Genomic DNA, 21,126 nt, shown 5'->3' on the forward strand with positions numbered 1-21,126 from the left:
CGTTTGGCAAAGAGCCTCCTGCCGGAGCGCCACAGTTCACGCAGCTGCAGGGCCAATACCTGGCCTTCATTTATGCCTACACCAGGATCTTCAAACGCTCCCCGGCAGAAGCGGACATGCGTCGCCACTTTGAGGTGACCGCACCGTCTGTACACCAGATGGTGATAACCCTGGAAAAGGCCGGTCTCATTCAACGCCAGCCTGGAGTAGCGCGAAGCATTCAATTGCTCGTACAACCCGAAGCGCTGCCAATCTTGCGATAGCTCAACCCGTCAGAATCTCTGCGGAACGGTACTAGACGCAGCACGGGCTTACGCTAAGTCTCACCTTGCCTTCCGAACGGTCGTGAGTGCCATTTGGCCTAGCTCGTCCAGCGCATGAAATCAATATTCAGCGCCGTTTCCATCTGATAAGGGTGGTAAATCGTCCAGCCAACAGGCGCCCTCAACGTATGGGCGGGAAAATATTTTCCCAACCTTTTCCTGAGCCCTGTTCTGATGATATCGCATATACACACGGCCATCGCCTCCAAGGTCAAGTATCTCGATCTTTCCCGTGTAATGGGACATGATATATTTGAATGTCTTCTGGATGCCGCTGAGACGTTGGTTAATCCCGTGCGTAATCTCTAGTCCCCGACGCAGCGGAACCTGAAAATGCGACGCACCTTTCACCGGCCGACCCTGGAAGAGATAGTATGGGCGGACGCCAATCTGATGACATCTGGCGAAGGTCTCAGCCAGGATCCCGGGATCATCGTTGACCTTAGCCAGAAGTACGGACTGATTAAGAAACTGCACGCCTTGCGCACGCAAGAGGCTGATATTGCGCTCCGCGTCTGCCGAGATCTCACCAAAGTGATCAAAATGGGTGACGATGAGTGCAGTCTTACCTGCATCATGAATCCGTTTGAATAAGGTCACCAAGGTAGAGTCTTCGAACCTTTTGGGCGCGTACGCGAGCGCTTTTGTGCCAAAACGAATGGACATCAGATGCGGGAACGGCAACAGATGATCAAGAATCTCATGGAGCCTGCTGGTGCTGAGTACGAACGGGTCGCCTCCCGATACCAGTACGTTCGTCATCTCAGGATGATGTTCAATGTATTGTGCAATTTGCCCTAAGTCAGCTGCAATTTCATCTGAGTCTTTACCCACAATGCGTTTGCGGAAGCAATATCGGCAGTACGAAGCGCAACGGTCTGTTGCCAACAACAGTCCCGTCTGGGCGTACTTGTGCTGAAATCCGGGCACGACCGTGTTATCATGCTCACCACTAGTATCCAGACTGCCGTTATTGTCGAACTCTTCGAATGAGGGTTCCACGATAAATTTCAGCTGATCGTAATAATCACTTGTAATGATCTGTTCACGATAGAATCTTGTAACACCATAACGCGTGATGTTGTTGGCTTCCAGCTCTCCCCGGGTCACTGTCCGCGCGCCCTCAACGAAATTTATGACCTTAGACGACAACCGTGGGTCCGAACTAGTGAGCGGAGCCGTTTTACTTTGAATGATTCGTGTGGTCTTCATCTAGAGCCCCAATTTCAAGAACGCGAGACGCAATGGCCGTAACGGTTTCACTATTATGCCCATGCAATCCGCGTACCGTCGATGAGATGAAGCCGGCAAAGACGCCCAGTGAGGTGGTTAAGCAGGGGTCGACAGAATCTGCCTCTTCAGAGTGTCTGTCAGGGCCGGAACAGAAGTGAGCTTGAGTGGACACGCGCAATGTAAACGATGATGTGAGCCGTTGCTTTTCGAAGCTTCAGGGAAGGTTTGCCCATAAGGTTCAGTTAGTTAACCCCAGCCTCGTACTCCCGGATGATATCGCCGGCCTTCGCATCGTCGTGATGGGGCTCGTTTGTGAATTCGATCCCTTAGCCGCGACATCTTGCCCTGGCATCTCTTTGAAAACACAGAAGCATAATCGATTCCGTATCGCGATCTGCCCAACCCGACGGCGCCCTCTACAAAGGGGCCAATGTTCGCTGCTGATTGACACTCAAAGGCAATCGGCCGCGTCTCGCGAGCAAGACCAACATCGCACACTGCTTGCCTTTGGTGTTCAGATTCCTAAGAGATGCTCGTCGAAATCGCCGGCCGGCCCCCGTGATGCAATTCGCTCGAGCGCGTGTGTTAGCGAGAACTGCGAAACGTCGCCAGGCGGAAAACGACCAGTCAATTTTCAGCTCTTCATTACTCATGAGAGTTCGGGCCGACGCCGCTCTTCAAGACATAAGTGTCGAATTCCACAACTTGTTCTTCATGATCAGCCAGAGCTCGAAGAGCGCAGCTCCCGCGTCTCGCCGCGACCAGTTCCATGAGGCATTCTACTGCGGCCAATGCCGGGGTCATCGTGTGAATAAACGAAGGAACTTCGGTGCGAACGCGGATCACAACTTTAGAAATTTTAGCGATTGGAGACAGTTCGCTGTCGGTCAAAGCGACGAGTTTCGCACCACGGGACACGGCAAATTCGGCTGCCTGTATTGTGAAGCGAGTGTAAGGGCTGACTGTGACCGCCACCAAAATGTCCTCTGGACCGACAGACCGAAGCGCATCATCGGAGGAACCGCCCATCCCATCAATCAATGTTGTGGGAGAGCCAAGCAATGATCCAACATGATGCATTAAATAGGCGACGGGAAAGCTTGAGCGACGGCCGATGCATAAAATTTGTTTCGCCTCCGCTATTAGGTCGGCTGCTGCCGCCAATGCGGCAATCGCGGACGGCTGAGCGAACCTGCTCAGATGAGCCTGCAAAGCATCCACTGTATCGCAGATGAGGACGCCATCTCCCCCGATCTCCCCTCGTGCCAATAACTCCTCTCCACTTCCAGCGAAGCATTCCGGCCGTTCCCTAATGCTATCCGCGAATCCCTCCTTCAATTTGTCGAAACCATCGAAGCCAAGGCGTTTTGCAAGCCGCGTTAATGTTGCCGGAGGCACTCTTGCTCGGCGCGCCTGCTCCCTCATTGACAGCAGTGCGACCTCTGTCGGATGGTCAACCAACCAACGCGCAGCGACCTTCATTTGCCGGGGAAATCGCTCATAGCTGTTCTTTATGAGACTTGTGGTGGGAAAATCCATTCTTATTTCCTGATTAGGCGGATGCTCAAGCAACAAAGATCTTTTTCTTGGCCTATGGATTTCAAGGTCGCCGTTTTCGCGATGCCTCAAACAGCCCGTTGGCTAGCTCATCCACGAGCTGCAGCGTTCCCGGGAGCTGGTTTGATTGAATCTTTCTTGAAGATTAGGCCATGTATGTCGACCCGAGCGCACCAATATCGTCATAAGAACCAAGACGGCGCCGAACATGGAGTTTACTCGAGTGCGACACGCGCCTTTTACGTCCCACCATTATAAACTCGTCCTTGACGTGAAGATCTACAATCAATTGCTTCGTAATAAGGAGAAAGCAAAAGATGTGCCAACTATGCAGAATCAGCTAAGAAGAGCCTATTTCCACTGTTCAACTATTTAGGTGACGATGGGGCACACGCAGGGCCGAACATGCCGTGTCGGAAATCCGACAAATCTGAGTGGCCATTGACCGGTTTTCAGCATAGTCTTAGGAGACCTCCGCGTTTCCGAAATGCGACGACGGAGACCATTGGAAAGACGTGGTCGCCAGATTTTCAGAAAGATAGTTCTGGCCTTAGCCCCATTTGGGCGACCTCGTCAGCCAATAAGCTTGGCGGTCGTACTTTTTTAGAGCGCTAACAGGTTGCGAGGCCTTGGCGCCTGCCAGACCTCCGTGCGGCCGCGCGATTCGTGGATGAGCCGGTTGGTGCGAGCTGCGGTGCCCACAAACTACAATCGATGCCGTCGCCCGATTGCTTCGGCTCTGCCATGCCTTCAAGAGCCAAGCATAACTTTACAGGCTTGAGTGCACGGACTTCTCCAGGATATCCAGCCCACGTTGCAAGGTCTGCCGTTCAGTTGTCAATGGAGGAAGAAGCTTAATAACCTGATCTTCCGCGCCACATCGTTCTACTACAAGCCCTTCTTCAAAGGCTTTACGCACGATTTGCGCCGCCAATTTGCCGGTACTGCAGTCGAGCCCCAGCATCATGCCCCGTCCACGCACGCAAATGTTGGAATTTTGGTTGCTTTGGGCGACCTGCTGAAGGCGCTCTTTTAGAAGGCATCCTGTTTCGACAACTTCTCTAGATAGCTTTTCATTTGTCCAGTATTTTCGCAAAGCAGCGGTCGCTGTCACGAGTGCGAGATTGTTGCCCCTAAAGGTTCCACTGTGTTCGCCTGGTCGCCATACGTCAAATTCGGGTTTGAGCAGTAAGAGCGACAGCGGCAGCCCACAACCGCTGAGAGACTTCGACAAAAGAACAATGTCCGGAGAAATGTCCGCAAACTCGAAGCTGAAAAAATCGCCAGTTCGTCCGCAGCCCGCCTGAATGTCATCAACAATCAGGAGGATGTCGTTCTTCCTGCAAAGCCGCTCTAGCGACTGCAGCCAGTTTCTGCTCGCAGGATTGATGCCACCCTCACCCTGAACGGTTTCGAGAATAACAGCTGCAGGCAAATCGACGCCACTGCTACCATCCGCAAGCACTTTGTCCAGATATTCCGTCGTATCCTGATCAGGCCCCCAATAACCGTCGTAAGGCATGAAGACCGCGCCGGAAGGGGGAAGACCTGCGGCATTTCGGAAGTATCGATTACCAGTTACAGCAAGCGCGCCCAGGCTCACCCCATGATAACCGTTGGTGAATGAAACGATGCTATGACGTCCAGTGACCTTGCGTGCAAGTTTCAAAGCCGCCTCGACGGCGTCGGCGCCAGTGGGACTGACAAACTGGTATTTGTATGTAAGACCACGCGGGCGCAATATCAGCTCGCCAAAGAACTCCATAAACTCTCGTTTCGCCGACGTAGCCATGTCTAATGCGTGGACAATCTGATTTGATTGCAGGTATTCCACGGCAGCACTTACGATATCGGGGTCGTTGTGACCGTAGTTAAGGGCACTCGCGCCGGAAAGAAAATCAATGAACGCACAACCATTTTCGTCTTCGAGGATGGCTCCTGCCGCTTTCGTGAACACCACGGGGAATGATCGTGAATAGGATCGCACGTTCGATTCATGGTTTTCAAAGGCAGATAGGGAATTGGAAATGCTGTCACTACTCACGATTATCTCCTCAACCAGCAGCCATGACCCAGCAGCGCCCGTACCCTTGACGCCAATTACCGCGAAATCTCAGCAATGCCTCGAAATCCGGCGTCCATTTGGAAAGCTTTTGCAACTCTATACGACCATTGCTAACTGTGCTCCTACCTAGAATGATAGGTTCCTACTTGCTTATAATTGGCCTGTAGCAGGAAAACAGAGCTGCGGCAGCGGCAGCACTGCCGCCTAGAGACGAACGAACATCGCCTCCTACAGCTCGATAAATCCGAGATTTATTGCCTTAATAGCCGCAACCGTTCTGCTGGCAGCGTCCAACTTTCGCATGACGTTTTTAATGTGAAAATTAACAGTGTTTTCGGATATACTCATGATAATTCCTATGTCCCATGACGACTTTCCGCGTGCCACCCAGAGAATACATTCTTTCTCCCTGAGCGAGAGCTCGGGCACGTTCTCCAGGGCATCCGAATTCGCCACATTTGTAAGTCTCAGGTGGAAATGTATTGCCGCAAGTTGTAAGTAGGCGATTGCTCTTTGGTGGAATTCACGCTCTACTTGCTGGGCAAAGCTCATGATGGCGAAGCTTCCAGCCGAGCTGCGCAATGGAATAGTAATGCCTGACCTTACGCCAAAGCTTGCAGCCTCGTCGAAGATGCGCCGTTCGCTTGGAGTTGTGCTCGGGCCAACGTATGCCTCCCTCCATTGAATAGGGCCTGATCGCATTCGACTTTCCTCGATAATAGGAGCTTTCCGATCATAACCCATTTCGAGACATCGCTTCTGCCAGTCATCAGGATAGTTCAGGATCTCAAATGAAGGGCATCGAACCGGCTGTAGAACCTTGCGCTCGGTTGTAAGAGGACCGTAGGCTATCCACGCGCAGCCAAGATTCAGAGCAAAAGCTGATAAGTGCTCAAATAACTGTTTAGACTGAGCGATGGTGTGTGTCTGGTCAAGAAATCGGCCGAACTCGACCGCAAGTTCCCCTCGATTTAAAGCTTGAGAAGGTGGCGAGAGGTCCGAGGAATTCAGATCGGTAACTCGGCCGGTCTGCTTACTGACTTGAGTAGAACCGCAACCGTCCCGAAACAATCGACGCTCTCTCTCGGGTAAATAATGGCACGCCATGCTGTCGTCAGATGACGTCGCTGGCCGTGAGCGGCTACGGCTCTCCGAGCCTCCGGCGAACGTGATCGCTAGAGCTTTGGAAGCGGGCTGCGGAAGAGCTGACATCCTGCTTTCCTCTCGTTTTTCCGAGGGGTCGGAATTGCTGTCCGTAGTTCAAGAGTCGTGCCAATCTTGAAAGAACCCACAGAGCCTCTACCAAATTTTTTTACCGTTTATGCGAAATGCAGCATCGAATCAGCCGAGTACGGCGCGCCCTGAGTCGGATAAGCCTGACAATAGTTCTTTATGAGTCACCAACCTTGTGACGCCCAATCTGCGTCAGGCACCAAGCTTTGCATTTCGACAACAGGAACCGCATCTGGGTATCAAAGATTGCATTGCGTGCGCGGAAGGAACAGGGTTGCGGCCAGGTTCTTCAGTTGCGGCACTTAAAATCTGGCTGCATGGATGTTGTTGGTTCATCGTATTTCGCCCGGTTCGGCACACATGACATAGATTGGATCGCCGTGAAGCCCAAATGCTGCTTCAAAGAACTCCGGATCGTCATGCGAGCGAAGTTGCCGCCTCCGCGCAATCCTCCGAACCAACGCCGCATCAAATTTATAAACGCCGACGAGGCTCAAATCTGCAGACGCACTTTTATGGCTGTTGGAACCTTCGGGTACAATTGCTGTAAGGCGTTGCGCTTTGCCTGTCAGCACTCGTAGCGATCGTTTGCCGAGTGACTGGCTCACAACGACAACGTTGCGATATGATGAACGTACCAAGCGCTCCAGCATAGTGAAATTGATCACCATTTCCGCGGTAAATATTAAAATGATCCCATCGACATCAGCGACTTCCTCGGCCGCTGTCACATCAATAAGACGCCCGGGATATGGCGTGCGCAGGGGGCGTACGCGGAGCTCCATACCATACAGCTCGTGACAGAAACGATGGTCGACCTCCCCCATGCCTCCTAGTCCAAGGATAATCGTCTTTTGCACGCCAACACGTGCCAATTGAGATAATAAATGTTGCAGAACGGACGTGCCGCCGACCATAACTGCGCTGGCTGGGAAGCGCTCTTTGCCAGTTAATCTAATATGTCGGGGGCTTGCGATAACGATCGCACATTTCTCCATCAGCAGTGCCCTCGGATCGTGCACAGAAGGTGAGACTAACTCTGCAACGTACTCGGTCCACTCCCTAATCAGATAGTTGACTGGTTGGTGGATCAGCGCCTCTTCCGGGCTCATGTCCAAACGCTATTCGCAGCCATCGGCGACGGCGAAGCATCAAGGTCAGAGGGTCGAACAGGTGATCCGCGTCAAGCGTGTGTGGCTGTTCTTTCTGCCGCTGACAGATCCATTTCTTCACGAACCGAAAGCGCGTGTTAATGCAAGGTCGCTGGCTACCGATCCGGTTGTGGTATCTTTGCTTTAGGGACAAAGCGCTCAAGTCCGAGACTTCAAACATGTGCGCTCAGTTTTAGAGCCATGGCACTGTTTCAAAACAATCTTTACATTGGCACGATGTGTGCATGGCTATCCGCAAAATTGCCGACTGAGGAGTGAACTCCCTCCAGGATCAAGCCCATTCGCCGACGTGCCGTGATGGAAGGCTTCGGCGTGAGCCGCAGTTCTACAAACTGGATTTTGGAGATAAGTGCAAAACTTTGTTGGCGAAAAAATCTGAAGGTCGGTCGAACTTTCATTCGAGGATTTCACGCGATGTCGAAGAACGAGACTAATCGGGATTTCCACTCAGCGGCGGTGCTGATCACTGCACCAGACGATTGCTCTGGTCAGTTCTTGGAATGCGCATGTAAGTACATCAATACCAGCCATGGGAACGCCCTCGCCAAACACTTCCAAGAGGCAACGCCAGACGTGGTGTTTCTTAGGACGCATTTCCCTGACGTTGAGACGCAGACGCTCTGTATTCGGCTGCGTCTTTCTCGCCGGGCGCGGTCAACGTCGATCATTGCGATTGCGGCGGTTGCTGACGAAGTAACTCAAGAAGACACGGTCGCTTTCGATGACAATGAGCATGTTAGCCGATCGCGAGAGATAGCGCTGACGAGCATCGGCAGAATCTTGGACGGCTCGTGTCGGAGTTCCATTCCCAGCCATCAAGAACTACTTGCCTTTCACGACATTGAATTGGATATGGCCACGCATCGTGTGCGCCGAAACGGCCGGTCGGTTCATCTAGCTCCAACCCAGTTCCGCCTGCTGGAGCACTTTATGAGGAACCCATACCGAGCGTACTCGCGAGATGAACTAAAGAATGCAGCTTGGCCTCATGCCGTTCATATCGGGCCTCGCACTATCGATGTTCATATCGGTAACTTGCGCGCGGCACTAAATAGGGATAGCGACCGCGATCTGATACGGACTGTAAGATCTGTCGGCTACGCGCTTTCCGAAAAACCGGATTCGTAATTGCGGAATCGTCCTGAAGCTGACCGTGTAAGCGGCGCCAATTTGGCTGCGTCTTAATCAGTCAAAATAGGCGCACCCAACAGAGTAGGCATTATAATCAAAAATGCGCTTGATATTAGCAATTTCAGGCGGAGGTTTTTTAGTTGCCAACGGTAGCCATTGTTGCTGATGTCAGCGCACCTTCATATTCCTGAGATTAAAAAAAGGGCTGTCACCGGCAGAACTATGGCTTGTTGGCGCATCGGTAGAGCCTTCAAGTTTCGGGGCACACATGGAGACTCTTTCCTTCGGGATCAGCCGTCGCGAAACGTGTCGCTGTACGCATTGATTGCCGGAGCGCCGCCGAGATGCGCGAAGAGGATTCTCGACCCCTCTGGAAAGAAGCCTTTCTTGACGAGGTCTATCAGGGCTTGCATCGATTTGCCTTCATAGACGGGATCAGTGATTATGCCTTCCAGCCGCGCGCAAAGGCGAATGGCCTCGTTTGTTTCCTCGGAAGGAATGCCATAACGGGGGTGCGCATAGTCCGCGAGTAATACCACATCATCATTGGCGATTTCTCTTCCGAGTTCGACGAGCTTTGCAGTTTGCAGGGCGATGTTGAGCACCTGCGACTGGGCTTGGAGGGGAGTTGCCGAAGCATCGATGCCGATCACATTGCGCTGTCGTCCATCCTTTGCGAACCCAACGACCATGCCGGCTTGCGTCGAACCAGTCACCGTGCAAACCACGATATAGTCAAAGGCAAAACCAAGCTGTTTTTCCTGCGCGCGCACCTCCTCGGCAAAACCCACATAGCCGAGGCCGCCATATTTATGGACAGACGCACCGGCTGGGATCGCGTAGGGTCTGCCGCCCCTTTGCTTAACCTCGTCGAGCGCCCTTTCCCAACTGCTGCGGATGCCGATATTGAAGCCGTCGTCGACTAGCCGCACCTCTGCTCCCATGATCCGGCTTAAGAGGATATTGCCGACGCGATCGTAAACAGCGTCCTCATACGGTACCCAATTCTCCTGCACCAGAAGGCATTTCATGCCGATCTTGGCGGCTACCGCAGCGACCATGCGTGTGTGGTTGGACTGCACGCCACCAATGGAAACAAGCGTATCGGCATTGGACGCGATCGCGTCCGGGATGATGTACTCGAGTTTGCGGAGCTTGTTGCCGCCGAACGCCAGCCCCGAGTTGCAGTCCTCGCGCTTGGCATAGATCTCCACCTTGCCTCCTAGATACTCACTGAGCCGGTCAAGCTTTTCGATAGGGGTAGGTCCGAAGGTAAGAGGATATCGTTCAAAATTTTTCAGCATTCTCTCTTCCAGTATGTCTTTAAATCCAAGTCAGCTATGCACGATCCTTAAGCTGTTGGCGGCACTCTCCCCCGTTCGAAACAATACCATTCCCCTCGCCTTCGTTGGTCATCGAGACGACGCGAGCCCCACGCCAGTGGTCTGCGCTTCAGCGTCAAAGCGACCGAACAGCAGGAAACTCGTCAGGTTGCGACACCGTGGAAACGATCGCCGACAGCCACCGCGTAGTGGCTCCAATAACGTCATGCTCGATGATCAATGTCTTCTAAGGCGCCCGAGGCTCACAACTGATCTATTCCCGGCCCTCAAGAGCAGCAAACCGCACCATCGAGCCAAGCTGGGAGGACATCGGAGTCCTTCAGTCTTTCTCTCCGCAATGCTTTGGCCGGTAGCGCATTTCCTCGAGATCATCAAAACGCAAGGCCGGCTGGCTCCTCTTTGAAGCGCAACTGGCCCGCCAGATCAAAAAAAGCACGCTTGCGAAATAAACCACCTGAAGAAGGAGCCAAATTTCCAGCGTCGTGACCATTGCTCTGCGGATGGAATGTGAAACGAAGTAAGTGCCTAAAAGGCTGACGCACATGACCAGTTGCAGGAGACGACAGAAAATTGCAAAAGGCACCGCCGTTCTCCAGGTTTATGCGCCAGCACATGAAGCGAGCTTGTCAGCCGCGATATGAATTTGACAGTTCTTCGGGCAGACGCGGGCGCAGGCACCGCAGCCGATACAGCGCCCTGCTTCGTCCACGACCATGATCATACGATTGAGTTCACCATCGAAGTCGTCGTCTTCGTCGTCGCAGATACCGAGGATTTCACCCGCCTCATTGGCGCCGTAAAGATGCATGACATCGCGCGAGCAGACCTTGAAGCAGCGGCCGCAGCCGATGCAGGTTTTGCCATCGATAGCGGTAAGATACTCCGGCACCCAGGTGAATCCATCACGGGTAACGAAGGTCTCCGTCATCGTGAATCCTCCAAGGCGGCAAGCTCTTTCTTTGCCACATTCAACTCGGCGAATGCCTCGAACGTTTTTTCTGAGATCGTCTTGATCTTGGGCCAGTTGACCGGCAGGTCCTCGGCAAGGTCGTGCAACTCCATTTTCGCAGTTGCCGCTCGTGACTGCAGTTTACGGACCTTCTGAAGCTGCTCCACAATGTCTGACATCATCTCTTTCCTCAAAAACTGATTTCATGGCGCCCGCGCCACGTCGGGATAGGATTTAATGGCGGTGACAGCATCATCGACCAATTTCGTGCCGGCCTCGGTGAGCTTGCGAAGCGTCTCGAAGCCGAACCGATGCACGTCTCGGAGCGTCTTCGACAAAACGACCAAACGCCCTGTCGTGAGAACCACTCGCCCGAAGCCCTCGGGGTTCATCGTCACGATCGAGGAGGCGACGAGGCCGGAGTGCCCCTCGATTTCAAGCCCGACGCAGGTGTAAAAGATTTGAAGCCTCCAAATCACGTCCGGATCGGGGTCGCCGATGATCGGCATCTGCCGGCGCTGCTCCTTCGTCACAATGAAATCGGCAAGCAGGTCAGTGTCCGATTTTCCGTCCCACGACCCATGAGTATCCTGCGCCCTCACCAAGCGAACCAGGCGTTTCATGAACGGGGTCGCCATAGCGTCGCTATCATCATTTGTGAGTGTGTTCGCGAGGTTGCTGGGCGGCGTCATCGCCGATCTCCTTTAATCTTCATCGTCGAAGAACGGCTTGGCGAGACCCATGCCGGCATCTGCAAGCACCTTGCGCAGCCATGGCGGCGGGGCAGTTTTCAGCATGGTCTGGGTGCGCGTCAGCACCTCCTCGATGGAAGATGGCTCGGGCACCTTGATCGGATGGATTTTTGCCGCGACGACCTTCGCGGCGGAGGGTCCGCCGATCGCCAGGCAGAACAGCAGATGACATCCCTTCAACGCCTCGACCCTCATCGCGATGCGATCGGTGCCGCCGTCGTTCGTGTGCTTGCCGCTTTCGTCAGTTGCCTCACCAAAATCGACGGCTTCGACGATTTCCCAACCGGTTGGGGTGACGTCATAGACTGCAAAAAGCTTGGCAGATCCGAAATGGGCATTCAGCCTCTTCAGGTCCTGCGTCGCGATCGCAACGCGCAGAACTCCCTTCGGGCACTCTGGCGCAGGGGCAGGCCCCTCGTCAGTGACGAGTGAAAGACGTCTGACGGCCGTCATTTTTTGCCTCCATGTCTTGCAAGGGATTGAGCGCTTCGGGGCTCGGCCGGCGGCAGTTCGACTGGAAAATGTTGGCGGCCTCGAACAGGAAGTTGCGCGCGCCCTCATAGAGAATGGTTTTCTTATGCTGGCTGCCCAGCCGATCGAAGATCGGAAACCCGACCCTCATCAGCGGAACGCCAAGCCGCTCGGCCGCCTGACGGCCGTGGGAATGGGTCACGATCAAGTCACCGCCAGCGTGACGCGCCATGGTTTCGAGATCGGAAAGGTCGCCGACCTGCACAGCGTCGGCTGGCACCTTCTGCAGAATGCAGCTGGTACCGGTGGTCGTCACGGCGGCGACTATTTCGGCGCCCATCCCTTTGAAGAACGTCGCAAGTTGAAAAAGATGATCTGGCTCCGCCGCAATCGCAATGCGCTTTCCGCCGAAATAAAAATGGCCGTCGAGGAGTGCGTCCTGCAATTGTGCGCGGCGGCGGCGCACCGTGGCCGGCACGGGATTGCCGGCGATCATCGCCAGCATCGTCATGAAACGGTCGATTGCTTTCAAGCCGACAAGCTGCTCGAAGAGGACATAAGGCACGCCGGTCTTCGCCTGCAGGGCCGCGGCGGCCGTGCGCATATGCTCGCCAATCGCAACCGCCTGGAAGCAGGTGCCGAGTTCGCGGATTTCCTCTACCTTCGTGCCGCCATAGGTAGTCGGCACCCAGCGGTCGTCAGGAACCGTGCCGTCGAGCGAGCCCGAGACGTCCGGCAGGATCACCGGCTTCAGACCAAAGCTTTCGACCGTTTCGCGCAGAAGCTCAATATCGGCGACCGTCAGGTGCCAACCGGGGAGGATCGCAATCTTCTTCAGATCGCGGGGCCGGCCGCCTGGGGTCGTAATGCCTTCGATCATGGAGGTGACTGCCTTTGCCCAACCCTCCTCGATCGCACCGTCGAAATCGGGTGTGCTCGCTAGCACGACCTCGGTACCTGCTAGCTCTTCGGCACGCTCCAGCTTGATATTGACAAGATCGCCCTCGAAATTCTCGCCGCGGGTTTCCACCAGCGCCGTCGTGCAGATCCCGATCAGCTTCGGTTTAGCGCGTGTTTTGATATTGAGGAGCGCCTCTTCCAAATTGCCGGCGCCGCCGAGGATCGTCGCGACTGCGTCCATCGCCGTTGTCTGCAGGGGGATGGCTTCCTTGAAATGGCGCACGAAGAGCACCAGCGCGAAGCTGGTGCAGCCTTGGCTGCCGTGGAACAGCGGTATCGCACCATCGACGCCAAGATAGGCTAGAGCGGCACCGAGGGGCTGCGACGATTTCAGCGGATTGACCGCCGCCGACTTGGTCTGCGGGAGAATGCAGGCCATCAGCTTTCCTCACCACCCGCGGAAGCCGGCGGCGGAGGCGCCGACGAGATCTGTGAGGCGGGGAACGTCTCGCTCTCGCTTTGCGTGCTTTGCAGTTCTTCCTTCATTGCGGGCTGGGCGTCCCATGGTGCCGGCTCCCGCACCTCGCTCCAGATCGGGTTGTGGATAGCAAGATCGATCTGGCGAACGAGCTCCACCATGCCCTCATAGCCGGCATAGGGATGATGGCGCTCCTGGTTGATATCAAGCCAGGGCGTTTTTGCCTTCAGCGCGACATATTGCGTACGCCCACCAGACAGCATGATGTCGGCTTTGTGTTCTGCGAGAATGTCGTACATCTCCCGCGATCCCATCGACTCGAACATGCGGTGATCCTCCTTCAGAATTTCCTTGATGCGCTCCTTGTCTTCGGCCGTCGATTTCTTGGTCGAGGTGCCCACAATTTCGACGCCGATCTCCATCAGCGCGTGGGCAATCGACCAGGCCTTCACACCGCCGGTATTAAGCAGCACACGCTTGCCTTGAAGCCGCGACCGGTATGCCGCGAGCTTTTTCCAGGCGATCGCCTCCTGCTCTGCGATCAGCGCCTCGGTGCGCTCAAGAATCTCCGGATCGGCGCCCTTCCTGACGAGCAGCTCAGCGATCTGCCGCAGCGATTGCGACGTGTCGGTAATGCCGTAGAAGGACCCTTCGAAGAACGGAATGTCCCAGAGTTCCTCCATTTTGCGGGCAAGATTTATGAGTGCGGTCGAGCACACCATCATCGCTGCCCGGGCACGATGCGCTGAGGCAATGTCACGATAACGCGCGTCACCGGGGATGCAGGCGCGCACGCGAATGCCAAGCCGATCAAGAAGCGGCTTTACCAGCCAGAACTCGCCGGAAAGATTGAATTCGCCGAGGATATTGATGTCGTAGGGGCCGGCATCATCGGGCTCCACCGTGCCGATGACATGATCGAGCAGCGCCTCGCCGGCGAGCTTGTTTCCAAGATTCTTGGAGCCGGAAAAGCCGGGCGCATTGATCGGCACCACCGGCAAGCCGAATTTTTCCGCAGCGCGCTTACAGACCGCTTCGATGTCGTCGCCGATTAGCGCCGTAACGCATGTCGAATAGACGAAGATCGCCGGTGGCGCGTGGGTTTCCTTGATCTGGCGGATCGCTTTGAAAAGCTTCCGCTCGGCGTGGCCCATCACCACGTCGAGTTCGGTAAGATCGGTGGTGAAGCTCGTGCGCCAGAGCATCGGGCCGGACGAAGCCGTACCACGGTTATCCCAGGAATTGCCTTCGCAGGCGAGCGGAGCATGGATCAGATGCGCGACGTCGGTGATCGGCTGCAGCACGATCTTTGCGCCGTCGAACGCGCAGCCACCGGCTGCCGCCCCGGGGGTGAGCGGCTTGGAACAACCCTTCTTGCGGACATTGGCATCTTTGCCGCGGTTCATCTCGCAAGCGGGTTCCTCGAAGACGTCCTGGATCCTGGCATCGAGCGACCGGCTTGCGCCGGCCTTAGATGTCGATTGCAAGACACTCGGCGGCGGAGCCGAGCGTTTGCCGTTAGCGTGTGAGGTCATAGGAATAGTCCGTGACACCTGTTTGGCTCGTCTCGCGGTCGAGTTTGTCGAATATCGTGTCGAGAATTGTCGTTAAGACACGCAGCCCGCCTTGGTAGCCCATCAGCGGGAAGCGATGATGATGGTGCCGGTCGAAAATCGGAAACGTCAGCCGGATCAGCGGCGTGCCGGTGTCGCGCTCCAGATATTTGCCATAGGAATTGCCGATCAACAGGTCCACCGGTTCGGTGAAAAGCAGTGAGCGCAGTGCCCAGAGGTCCTTGCCCGCCCAGACCTTGGCATCCTTTCCGAACGGCGAGGATGCAAGCAATGCCTTCATTTCGCTTTCCCACGCAGATGTGCCGTTGGTCGCGAGGCAATGTGTGGGCTCGCCGCCGGTTTCCATCACGAACCGGGCCACCGCATAGACAAAATCTGGATCGCCGTAGATCGCGTATTTCTTTCCGTGCAGCCAGGCTTGGCTGTCCGCCATGGCGTCGACGAGGCGCCCACGCTCCAGTCCGATCGCGGAAGGGATTTCCTTGCCGGAAACCTCCGAGATTTTCACCAGCAATTCGTCGGTTGCTTTAACGCCAAGGGGATAATGGAAGGAAGCCGTCGGCTGTCCGAACTCCTTGCAATATTCCAGCGTCTTGCGGGTGTTGTAGTGCTGCAGCGATAGTGTCGCTTCGGCGCCAAGAGCTTCCTTGACGTCTCCGATCGTCGTGCCGCCATCATACATGCGATACATGCCATCCGAGGGAGTATCGAACTGGTCGGATGCGTCCTGGATGAGGGTATACGATACGCCCATGAGGTTCAGCAGGCGCTTGAGCTCGCGGTTGTTGCCGACGCAGAAGCCGTCGAACCCGGGTATGATGTTGATGGTGCCGTTCGGTTCCTTGCGCTCCCTGCCCTTCCAGAAGTGCTCCAGGATGCCCTTGACCATGCCGTCATAGCCATCGACATGGCTGCCGACGAAGGCGGGCGTGTGGGCGAAAGGAACATCGAAGTCTAAGGGGACCGAGCCTTCGCTCTTGGCGTTTTCGATAAAGCCGTGCAAATCGTCGCCGATAACCTCCGCCATGCAGGTGGTCGAGACGGCAATCATCGACGGGTCGTAGAGCGCATAGGTGTTGGCGAGCCCGTCGACCATGTTCTTCAGTCCGCCAAATACCGCCGCGTCCTCAGTCATCGAGGACGAAACCGCCGACGAAGGCTCCTTGAAGTGTCGCGAAAGGTGCGACCGGTAATAGGCAACGCAGCCCTGGCTGCCGTGGACGAAGGACATGGTCCGCTCGAAGCCCGCAGCCGCAAAGACGGCCCCGAGCGGCTGGCAGGCTTTGGCGGGATTTATCACCAGGGCTTCGCGGGCAAGATTTTTCTCCCTGTACTCCCAGGTCTTGGTGAACTCGCTTTGATCGGCAACGACCTGGTCCGGGTGCGGACATTCGAAATTCAGCTTCTTTTCGGCAAGCATTCGCCTGTATTCCGGCTCGCGGAACAGAGGCGCGTGGTCGAGAATTTTTTCCGCCGACTGCGGCATGGTAATCGCCTTTCGTTTCATCGTGCCGCACCAATGGCGGCAAAGGACGTCGAGATGTTCGAGGTGTCAGGATCAAATCCGCGGCGAGAGCCTAGCCTGCCCCTGCTCCAAGACAGGCCAGGCCCTCATTCGGCCGCAACCGCCTCAGCCGGCGCGACCTTTCTCTTCCAGGGGGCGTCGTAAAGATCCCAGACTGGATTGTTGATGGCGAGGTCCATGTCTTTGGCAAAGATGGCAAAGCCGTCGTAGCCATGATACGGGCCGGAGTAGTCCCACGAATGCATCTGGCGGAATGGAATGCCCATCTTCTGCACCGGGTACTTTTCCTTGATACCGGAGCCTACGAGATCGGGGCGGATCCCCTCAATGAACTTTTCCAGTTCATAACCGGTCGCGTCGTCGTAGATGAGCGTGCCTTTTTTCACGTAATGGCCGGTGCGCTGATAGTCGTCGTTGTGGGCGAACTCGTAGCCGGTGCCAACGATCTCCATACCGAGATCCTCGTAGGCCGTGACCACGTGACGAGGGCGCAAACCGCCGACGTAGAGCATCACGGTCTTGCTTTGGAGGCGTGGTCGGTATTTGGCGATGATGGCGTCGACCAAAGGCCGGTACTTGGCAATGACTTTCTCGGTCTTTTCCTCAATTTCCGGCCCGAAATGCTTGGCAAGCTTGCGCAAAGAGGCTTCGATCTGCGACGGACCAAAGAAATTGTATTCCATCCATGGAATGCCGTACTTTTCCTCCATGTGCCGACAGATGTAGTTCATCGACCGGTAACAGTGGATGAGGTTGAGCTTGGCCTTCGGCGCCCGCTCCACTTCGGCAAGCGTGGCGTCTCCAGACCAGTTGCCGACCACGCGCAACCCCATCTCCTCCAGGAGGATGCGCGTGGCCCACGCATCGCCGCCGATATTGTAATCGCCGACGACGTTGATGTCGTAAGGACCCGCCTCGAACTCGACATCCGTTTTCTCGAAAACCCAGTCACGGATGGAATCGTTGGCGATATGGTGGCCAAGTGATTGCGATACGCCGCGGAAGCCCTCACAGCGCACCGGCACGATCGTCTTGTCGTGTTCCTTCGCCTTCTTGCGCGACACAGCCTCGATGTCATCGCCAATCAGACCGATCGGGCATTCCGATTGGATGCTGACGCCTTTGTTCAGCGGGAATAATTCCTCGATCTCATCGATGATCTTGTCCAACCTCTTGTCGCCGCCGAAAACGATGTCTCTTTCCTGGAAGTCGGAGGTGAACTGCATCGTCACGAAGGTGTCGATCCCTGTCGTGCCGACATAATAATTGCGACGCTGCGACCAGGAATATTGGCCGCAACCAACCGGTCCATGGGAGATGTGGACCATATCCTTGATCGGCCCCCACACGACACCTTTGGAACCGGCATAGGCGCAGCCGCGGATGGTCATAACGCCCGGAATGGATTTGATATTCGATTTGACGCTGCATTCGGAAAGAACGTCGTCCTCCTTGTCGGTCGCGTCTTTGCCCGTTGCAACGCCGAGGTGCTTGTTGCGGCGCTTCGCCGCCTTGTCCGGATATTGCGACAGCACGTCCGCTATAAGCTTTTCATGCAAAGCGCCGTTTTTCTCGTAGTCGAGGCTCATAGGGCCTGCCCTCTTTTAAGGTTCGGATGTCGCCTCGCGCTGAGGCGCGTTCTCGGGAAGGACGCGCCGGGTCAAGGGCCGGCGCGTCCGTCGAAAGCGGCGGTTATTGGGCGGCCGCCACCTTCGATTCCTTGGCCTGAAGTTCCGCAAGCATCTGCTCGTCGGTCTTCATGATGCCGAAGTCGAGCAGCATGTCCTCGAGCTCTTCCATGGTGATCGGGGTCGGGACGGTCCCTTGACCCGAATTGGCATGAATTTTCTCAGCCAGGGTGCGATATTCTCCGGCCTGTTTGGAATCCGGCGCATACTGGATGACCGTCATCTTCCTGAGCTCGGCGTGCTGGACGATGTTGTCGCGCGGCACGAAATGGATGAGCTTGGAATTGAGCCTGGAGGCCAGGGCCTCGGCGAGGTCGATCTCGCGGTCCGTCTGGCGCTCGTTGCAGATCAGACCCCCGAGCCTCACGCCGCCTGCATGGGCATATTTCAGGATGCCCTTGGCGATGTTGTTTGCCGCGTAAAGCGCCATCATCTCGCCGGACATGACGATGTAGATTTCCTGGGCCTTGTTCTCGCGGATCGGCATAGCGAAGCCGCCGCACACGACGTCGCCGAGCACGTCATAGGAGACATAGTCGACATTGTCGTAGGCGCCGTTTTCCTCAAGGAAGTTGATGGAGGTGATGACGCCGCGGCCGGCGCAACCAACACCCGGCTCCGGGCCGCCGGACTCTACGCACTTGATGCCCTTATAGCCGATTTTGAGCACGTCCTCGAGTTCGAGGTCCTCCACCGAACCTTCCTCTGCCGCTAGATGCAGAACGGTGTCCTGCGCCTTCGAGTTCAGGATCAGGCGGGTGGAGTCGGCTTTGGGATCGCAGCCGACGATCAGGATCTTCTGCCCGAGATCGACAAGGGCTGCGAGCGTATTTTGTGAGGTGGTGGACTTGCCGATGCCCCCTTTGCCGTAGAATGCGATTTGACGCAAATCTGACATGTTGCCTTCCTTCTTTCGTTCCATCCATCGCGGAGTACGGTCGGCAGCTCGCGCCGCCCGCCAAGAAGCGTTTCAAAACGCGTGCCAAGTTGGCGGCCGACTTGAAGGGAAACTCTCTTGATTGTTTTTCAGCTATTTAGCTGCGCCAGACATGCGCTCCAACTGGACAAGCCTTTGTCGCGGGCCCGACAAATCGGACGCAATGTGTCGCAGTAAACTGATAAAGCCTGGCGATCGGAGGGTGCCGCAGGTTGGCCAAGACCACAGCGGGACCAAAGAATTTTTAAAATTGGAGACAATCCCACATCAAATCGTGCCACTGGCGAAGCACCCGGGTTGGCCTCAAAACAATGCCAAACCAGTTGAGACCCCAACTGCTTGTTCGGCCGCATCATGCCCCAGGATCGAAAGCGGCATATCCATGCGGCGCGACCCACACGAAACGGATAGGACAGCCTTGGCAATTTATGCGTTTAGAATCAGCGGTAAGCGCAGGGATCCAGGTAAGCTGCGCAATATTCCTGGCGGCCGGTCGCGGACAAGCTCGCATGCCCAATGGCTTGAAAAGTTTGAATGCATCGCAGCCGCATCAAGCGAGCCGGCCGTTTATCCGGCGTAAACTTTCGGACGAGTGGGCTTCATTGTCGGAGCATCTTGACGTTCCGCAGCCGGCGGCGAAACCATCCGGGCAGCCTCCCGAATTAATGTCTCCCGCATCCAAAGGCTTGCCGCATCGCTATTGTGGAGCGCGGGCCATTGGACGGCCTCGGTCAATGTGGCGATCGGAAGCGGAAGCTCCATGATGCGCAGGGGCGTCGTTTTCGCACAGTGCTGCGCCAGCCGCAAAGGCATTGTCCCTATACGGTCGGTACCTGCTAGCATGGGCGGTATCATGCTAAAGGATTGCACCACGACCTCGATACGTCGCTTGAAACCCCGCTCGCGCAAATACCATTCGTCAATGGCAGGCCTAAGGCCACTTCCAAATCTGACCGCAACATGGCCCATCGACATGTATTGCTCGAACGTGAACGGCTCTGATAGCTGCTTGTTCGTACTACACCCTACGCACACGAATATATCGTCGAACAGTGCAGCATGAGGATGCTTCGACATGAACACTTTCGGCATAATGAGGAAGTCGACGTCGCCGCGCTGGAGGAGCTCATCGAAGTCGTCTGAAACAGGTAGAAACTCGAAGCTGATGGCAGGAGCTTCCTGCGCCATACGCTCGACGACCTTTTCAAGAAACACGAGTGTCACGTAGTCGGATAGGATGATCTTGAAGCAGCGATCCGAATGAGCCGGATCGAACGGTTCCCAGGCAATAACGGAGAGCTGGATATACAGCAAAGCCTCTCGGACGGCCACGGCGAGCCTTTCGGCACGTGGCGTTGGGACAAGTTCACGGCCAACCATCGTAAAGAGATCGTCGCGGAAATAGCTTCGCAGCCGCGCGACGGCCGCGCTCATCGCGGGCTGGCTCAGATTGATGCTTCGTGCCGCTGCTGTGAGGTTGCGCTCGGTCATGAGGGCGTCGAGCACGACAAGGAGATTTAGATCAAGACCTTTAAAGCGCATGTTTTCCTTCATCCACGGCGTGGAGGTGTGCCATACACGCCATCGATCATCGTGCCTATTGAAAGAATATAAGTTGACCGAAATCAAGTAAATCGAGTGCACAGTTGCATTGGCTCGCCCGAACGGTCGCATAAATCGGCCTTGGGGATGTTTGGGGTTTACTCTCGTTGCGCGTCTTGGCAACTCTCTTAACCGGGCAACCCCTTTGGGGGCGGTCGTGAGACGACAAGACGTGGAACCTTCCACGCATCGT

General features: G+C 55.7%; 19 protein-coding genes. 2 read left to right on the forward strand and 17 right to left on the reverse strand.

Features of this window, described 5'->3' with window-relative positions; translation table 11 throughout:
- Positions 1-263, forward strand: a 263-nt coding sequence (locus PH547_RS30550) for a LexA family protein (RefSeq protein ID WP_285170285.1), incomplete at its 5' end; no start/stop codon positions are given.
- A 120-nt stretch (positions 264-383) separates the two neighbouring features.
- On the opposite strand, the gene PH547_RS30555 is transcribed toward PH547_RS30550, so the two are convergent.
- The 5 genes from PH547_RS30555 to PH547_RS30575 all read right to left on the reverse strand — a co-directional run bounded on the left by PH547_RS30555 (position 384) and on the right by PH547_RS30575 (position 7,523).
- Positions 384-1,535 carry a KamA family radical SAM protein gene (locus PH547_RS30555; RefSeq protein ID WP_210320778.1) on the reverse strand — a complete coding sequence of 384 codons (1,152 nt, stop codon included), beginning with the start codon at positions 1,533-1,535 and terminating at the stop codon, positions 384-386.
- A 666-nt stretch (positions 1,536-2,201) separates the two neighbouring features.
- Entirely contained in the window at positions 2,202-3,095 is an 894-nt protein-coding gene (locus PH547_RS30560) for a MurR/RpiR family transcriptional regulator (protein ID WP_184805595.1), read from the reverse strand.
- 787 nt (positions 3,096-3,882) lie between these two features.
- Positions 3,883-5,157 carry a diaminobutyrate--2-oxoglutarate transaminase gene (gene ectB / locus PH547_RS30565; protein WP_184805598.1) on the reverse strand — a complete coding sequence of 425 codons (1,275 nt, stop codon included), beginning with the start codon at positions 5,155-5,157 and terminating at the stop codon, positions 3,883-3,885.
- Between the two features lie 249 nt (positions 5,158-5,406).
- Positions 5,407-6,390 (reverse strand): helix-turn-helix transcriptional regulator, encoded by a 984-nt coding sequence (locus tag PH547_RS30570; protein WP_184805601.1) that lies wholly within the window; start codon positions 6,388-6,390, stop codon positions 5,407-5,409.
- A gap of 353 nt (positions 6,391-6,743) precedes the next feature.
- Positions 6,744-7,523, reverse strand: a complete 780-nt coding sequence (locus PH547_RS30575; protein WP_246802341.1) for a hypothetical protein — start codon at positions 7,521-7,523, stop codon at positions 6,744-6,746.
- 357 nt (positions 7,524-7,880) lie between these two features.
- On the opposite strand from PH547_RS30575, the gene PH547_RS30580 reads away from it, so the two are divergent.
- Positions 7,881-8,711, forward strand: coding sequence for a winged helix-turn-helix transcriptional regulator (locus tag PH547_RS30580; protein ID WP_246802342.1), 831 nt, complete (start codon positions 7,881-7,883; stop codon positions 8,709-8,711).
- Between the two features lie 293 nt (positions 8,712-9,004).
- Here the strand turns inward: PH547_RS30580 and PH547_RS30585 are convergent, their stop codons facing one another.
- From PH547_RS30585 to PH547_RS30640, 12 genes are all read right to left on the reverse strand, one after another.
- Positions 9,005-10,018, reverse strand: a complete 1,014-nt coding sequence (locus tag PH547_RS30585) for a 1-aminocyclopropane-1-carboxylate deaminase (RefSeq protein WP_184805604.1) — start codon at positions 10,016-10,018, stop codon at positions 9,005-9,007.
- Between the two features lie 358 nt (positions 10,019-10,376).
- A complete protein-coding gene (locus tag PH547_RS30590) occupies positions 10,377-10,640 on the reverse strand; it encodes an exopolysaccharide production repressor protein (RefSeq protein WP_184805607.1) in 264 nt (87 codons plus the stop codon).
- Positions 10,641-10,655: 15 nt separating this feature from the next.
- A complete protein-coding gene (gene fdxB, locus PH547_RS30595; protein WP_184805610.1) occupies positions 10,656-10,985 on the reverse strand; it encodes a ferredoxin III, nif-specific in 330 nt (109 codons plus the stop codon).
- Complete coding sequence (locus PH547_RS30600) at positions 10,982-11,185, reverse strand: CCE_0567 family metalloprotein (protein WP_184805613.1); 204 nt, start codon at positions 11,183-11,185, stop codon at positions 10,982-10,984. The genes fdxB and PH547_RS30600 overlap by 4 nt, the downstream gene beginning before the upstream one ends.
- A 24-nt stretch (positions 11,186-11,209) precedes the next feature.
- Entirely contained in the window at positions 11,210-11,698 is a 489-nt protein-coding gene (locus PH547_RS30605) for a NifX-associated nitrogen fixation protein (RefSeq protein WP_184805616.1), read from the reverse strand.
- Positions 11,699-11,710: 12 nt separating this feature from the next.
- Positions 11,711-12,211, reverse strand: a complete 501-nt coding sequence (nifX, locus tag PH547_RS30610) for a nitrogen fixation protein NifX (RefSeq protein ID WP_120670842.1) — start codon at positions 12,209-12,211, stop codon at positions 11,711-11,713.
- Positions 12,177-13,568: a nitrogenase iron-molybdenum cofactor biosynthesis protein NifN gene (nifN, locus tag PH547_RS30615; RefSeq protein ID WP_120670840.1), complete on the reverse strand. Its 1,392-nt coding sequence runs from the start codon at positions 13,566-13,568 to the stop codon at positions 12,177-12,179. The genes nifX and nifN overlap by 35 nt, the downstream gene beginning before the upstream one ends.
- Positions 13,568-15,013 (reverse strand): nitrogenase iron-molybdenum cofactor biosynthesis protein NifE, encoded by a 1,446-nt coding sequence (gene nifE, locus PH547_RS30620; RefSeq protein ID WP_246802348.1) that lies wholly within the window; start codon positions 15,011-15,013, stop codon positions 13,568-13,570. Before nifE ends, nifN begins: the two co-directional genes overlap by 1 nt.
- A gap of 112 nt (positions 15,014-15,125) precedes the next feature.
- Positions 15,126-16,667, reverse strand: a complete 1,542-nt coding sequence (nifK, locus tag PH547_RS30625; RefSeq protein WP_184805668.1) for a nitrogenase molybdenum-iron protein subunit beta — start codon at positions 16,665-16,667, stop codon at positions 15,126-15,128.
- A 125-nt stretch (positions 16,668-16,792) separates the two neighbouring features.
- Positions 16,793-18,295 carry a nitrogenase molybdenum-iron protein alpha chain gene (nifD, locus tag PH547_RS30630; RefSeq protein WP_120764273.1) on the reverse strand — a complete coding sequence of 501 codons (1,503 nt, stop codon included), beginning with the start codon at positions 18,293-18,295 and terminating at the stop codon, positions 16,793-16,795.
- Between the two features lie 103 nt (positions 18,296-18,398).
- Positions 18,399-19,292, reverse strand: a complete 894-nt coding sequence (gene nifH, locus PH547_RS30635) for a nitrogenase iron protein (protein ID WP_184805620.1) — start codon at positions 19,290-19,292, stop codon at positions 18,399-18,401.
- 606 nt (positions 19,293-19,898) lie between these two features.
- Positions 19,899-20,873, reverse strand: a complete 975-nt coding sequence (locus tag PH547_RS30640; protein ID WP_004126101.1) for a LysR family transcriptional regulator — start codon at positions 20,871-20,873, stop codon at positions 19,899-19,901.
- Positions 20,874-21,126 lie beyond the last annotated feature (253 nt).

It is taken from the genome of Rhizobium cerradonense, from assembly GCF_030182455.1.
GTDB lineage: Bacteria > Pseudomonadota > Alphaproteobacteria > Rhizobiales > Rhizobiaceae > Rhizobium.

What these genes read in the sequence shown, in the direction of transcription:
- PH547_RS30555 (WP_210320778.1), bottom strand. Translation starts at nt 1,535, where the DNA reads ATGAAGACCACACGAATCATTCAAAGTAAAACGGCTCCGCTCACTAGT.
- PH547_RS30560 (WP_184805595.1), bottom strand. Translation starts at nt 3,095, where the DNA reads ATGGATTTTCCCACCACAAGTCTCATAAAGAACAGCTATGAGCGATTT.
- PH547_RS30570 (WP_184805601.1), bottom strand. Translation starts at nt 6,390, where the DNA reads ATGTCAGCTCTTCCGCAGCCCGCTTCCAAAGCTCTAGCGATCACGTTC.
- PH547_RS30575 (WP_246802341.1), bottom strand. Translation starts at nt 7,523, where the DNA reads ATGAGCCCGGAAGAGGCGCTGATCCACCAACCAGTCAACTATCTGATT.
- PH547_RS30580 (WP_246802342.1), top strand. Translation starts at nt 7,881, where the DNA reads ATGGAAGGCTTCGGCGTGAGCCGCAGTTCTACAAACTGGATTTTGGAG.
- PH547_RS30585 (WP_184805604.1), bottom strand. Translation starts at nt 10,018, where the DNA reads ATGCTGAAAAATTTTGAACGATATCCTCTTACCTTCGGACCTACCCCT.
- fdxB (WP_184805610.1), bottom strand. Translation starts at nt 10,985, where the DNA reads ATGACGGAGACCTTCGTTACCCGTGATGGATTCACCTGGGTGCCGGAG.
- PH547_RS30600 (WP_184805613.1), bottom strand. Translation starts at nt 11,185, where the DNA reads ATGTCAGACATTGTGGAGCAGCTTCAGAAGGTCCGTAAACTGCAGTCA.
- PH547_RS30605 (WP_184805616.1), bottom strand. Translation starts at nt 11,698, where the DNA reads ATGACGCCGCCCAGCAACCTCGCGAACACACTCACAAATGATGATAGC.
- nifX (WP_120670842.1), bottom strand. Translation starts at nt 12,211, where the DNA reads ATGACGGCCGTCAGACGTCTTTCACTCGTCACTGACGAGGGGCCTGCC.
- nifN (WP_120670840.1), bottom strand. Translation starts at nt 13,568, where the DNA reads ATGGCCTGCATTCTCCCGCAGACCAAGTCGGCGGCGGTCAATCCGCTG.
- nifE (WP_246802348.1), bottom strand. Translation starts at nt 15,013, where the DNA reads ATGAACCGCGGCAAAGATGCCAATGTCCGCAAGAAGGGTTGTTCCAAG.
- nifK (WP_184805668.1), bottom strand. Translation starts at nt 16,667, where the DNA reads ATGCCGCAGTCGGCGGAAAAAATTCTCGACCACGCGCCTCTGTTCCGC.
- nifD (WP_120764273.1), bottom strand. Translation starts at nt 18,295, where the DNA reads ATGAGCCTCGACTACGAGAAAAACGGCGCTTTGCATGAAAAGCTTATA.
- nifH (WP_184805620.1), bottom strand. Translation starts at nt 19,292, where the DNA reads ATGTCAGATTTGCGTCAAATCGCATTCTACGGCAAAGGGGGCATCGGC.
- PH547_RS30640 (WP_004126101.1), bottom strand. Translation starts at nt 20,873, where the DNA reads ATGCGCTTTAAAGGTCTTGATCTAAATCTCCTTGTCGTGCTCGACGCC.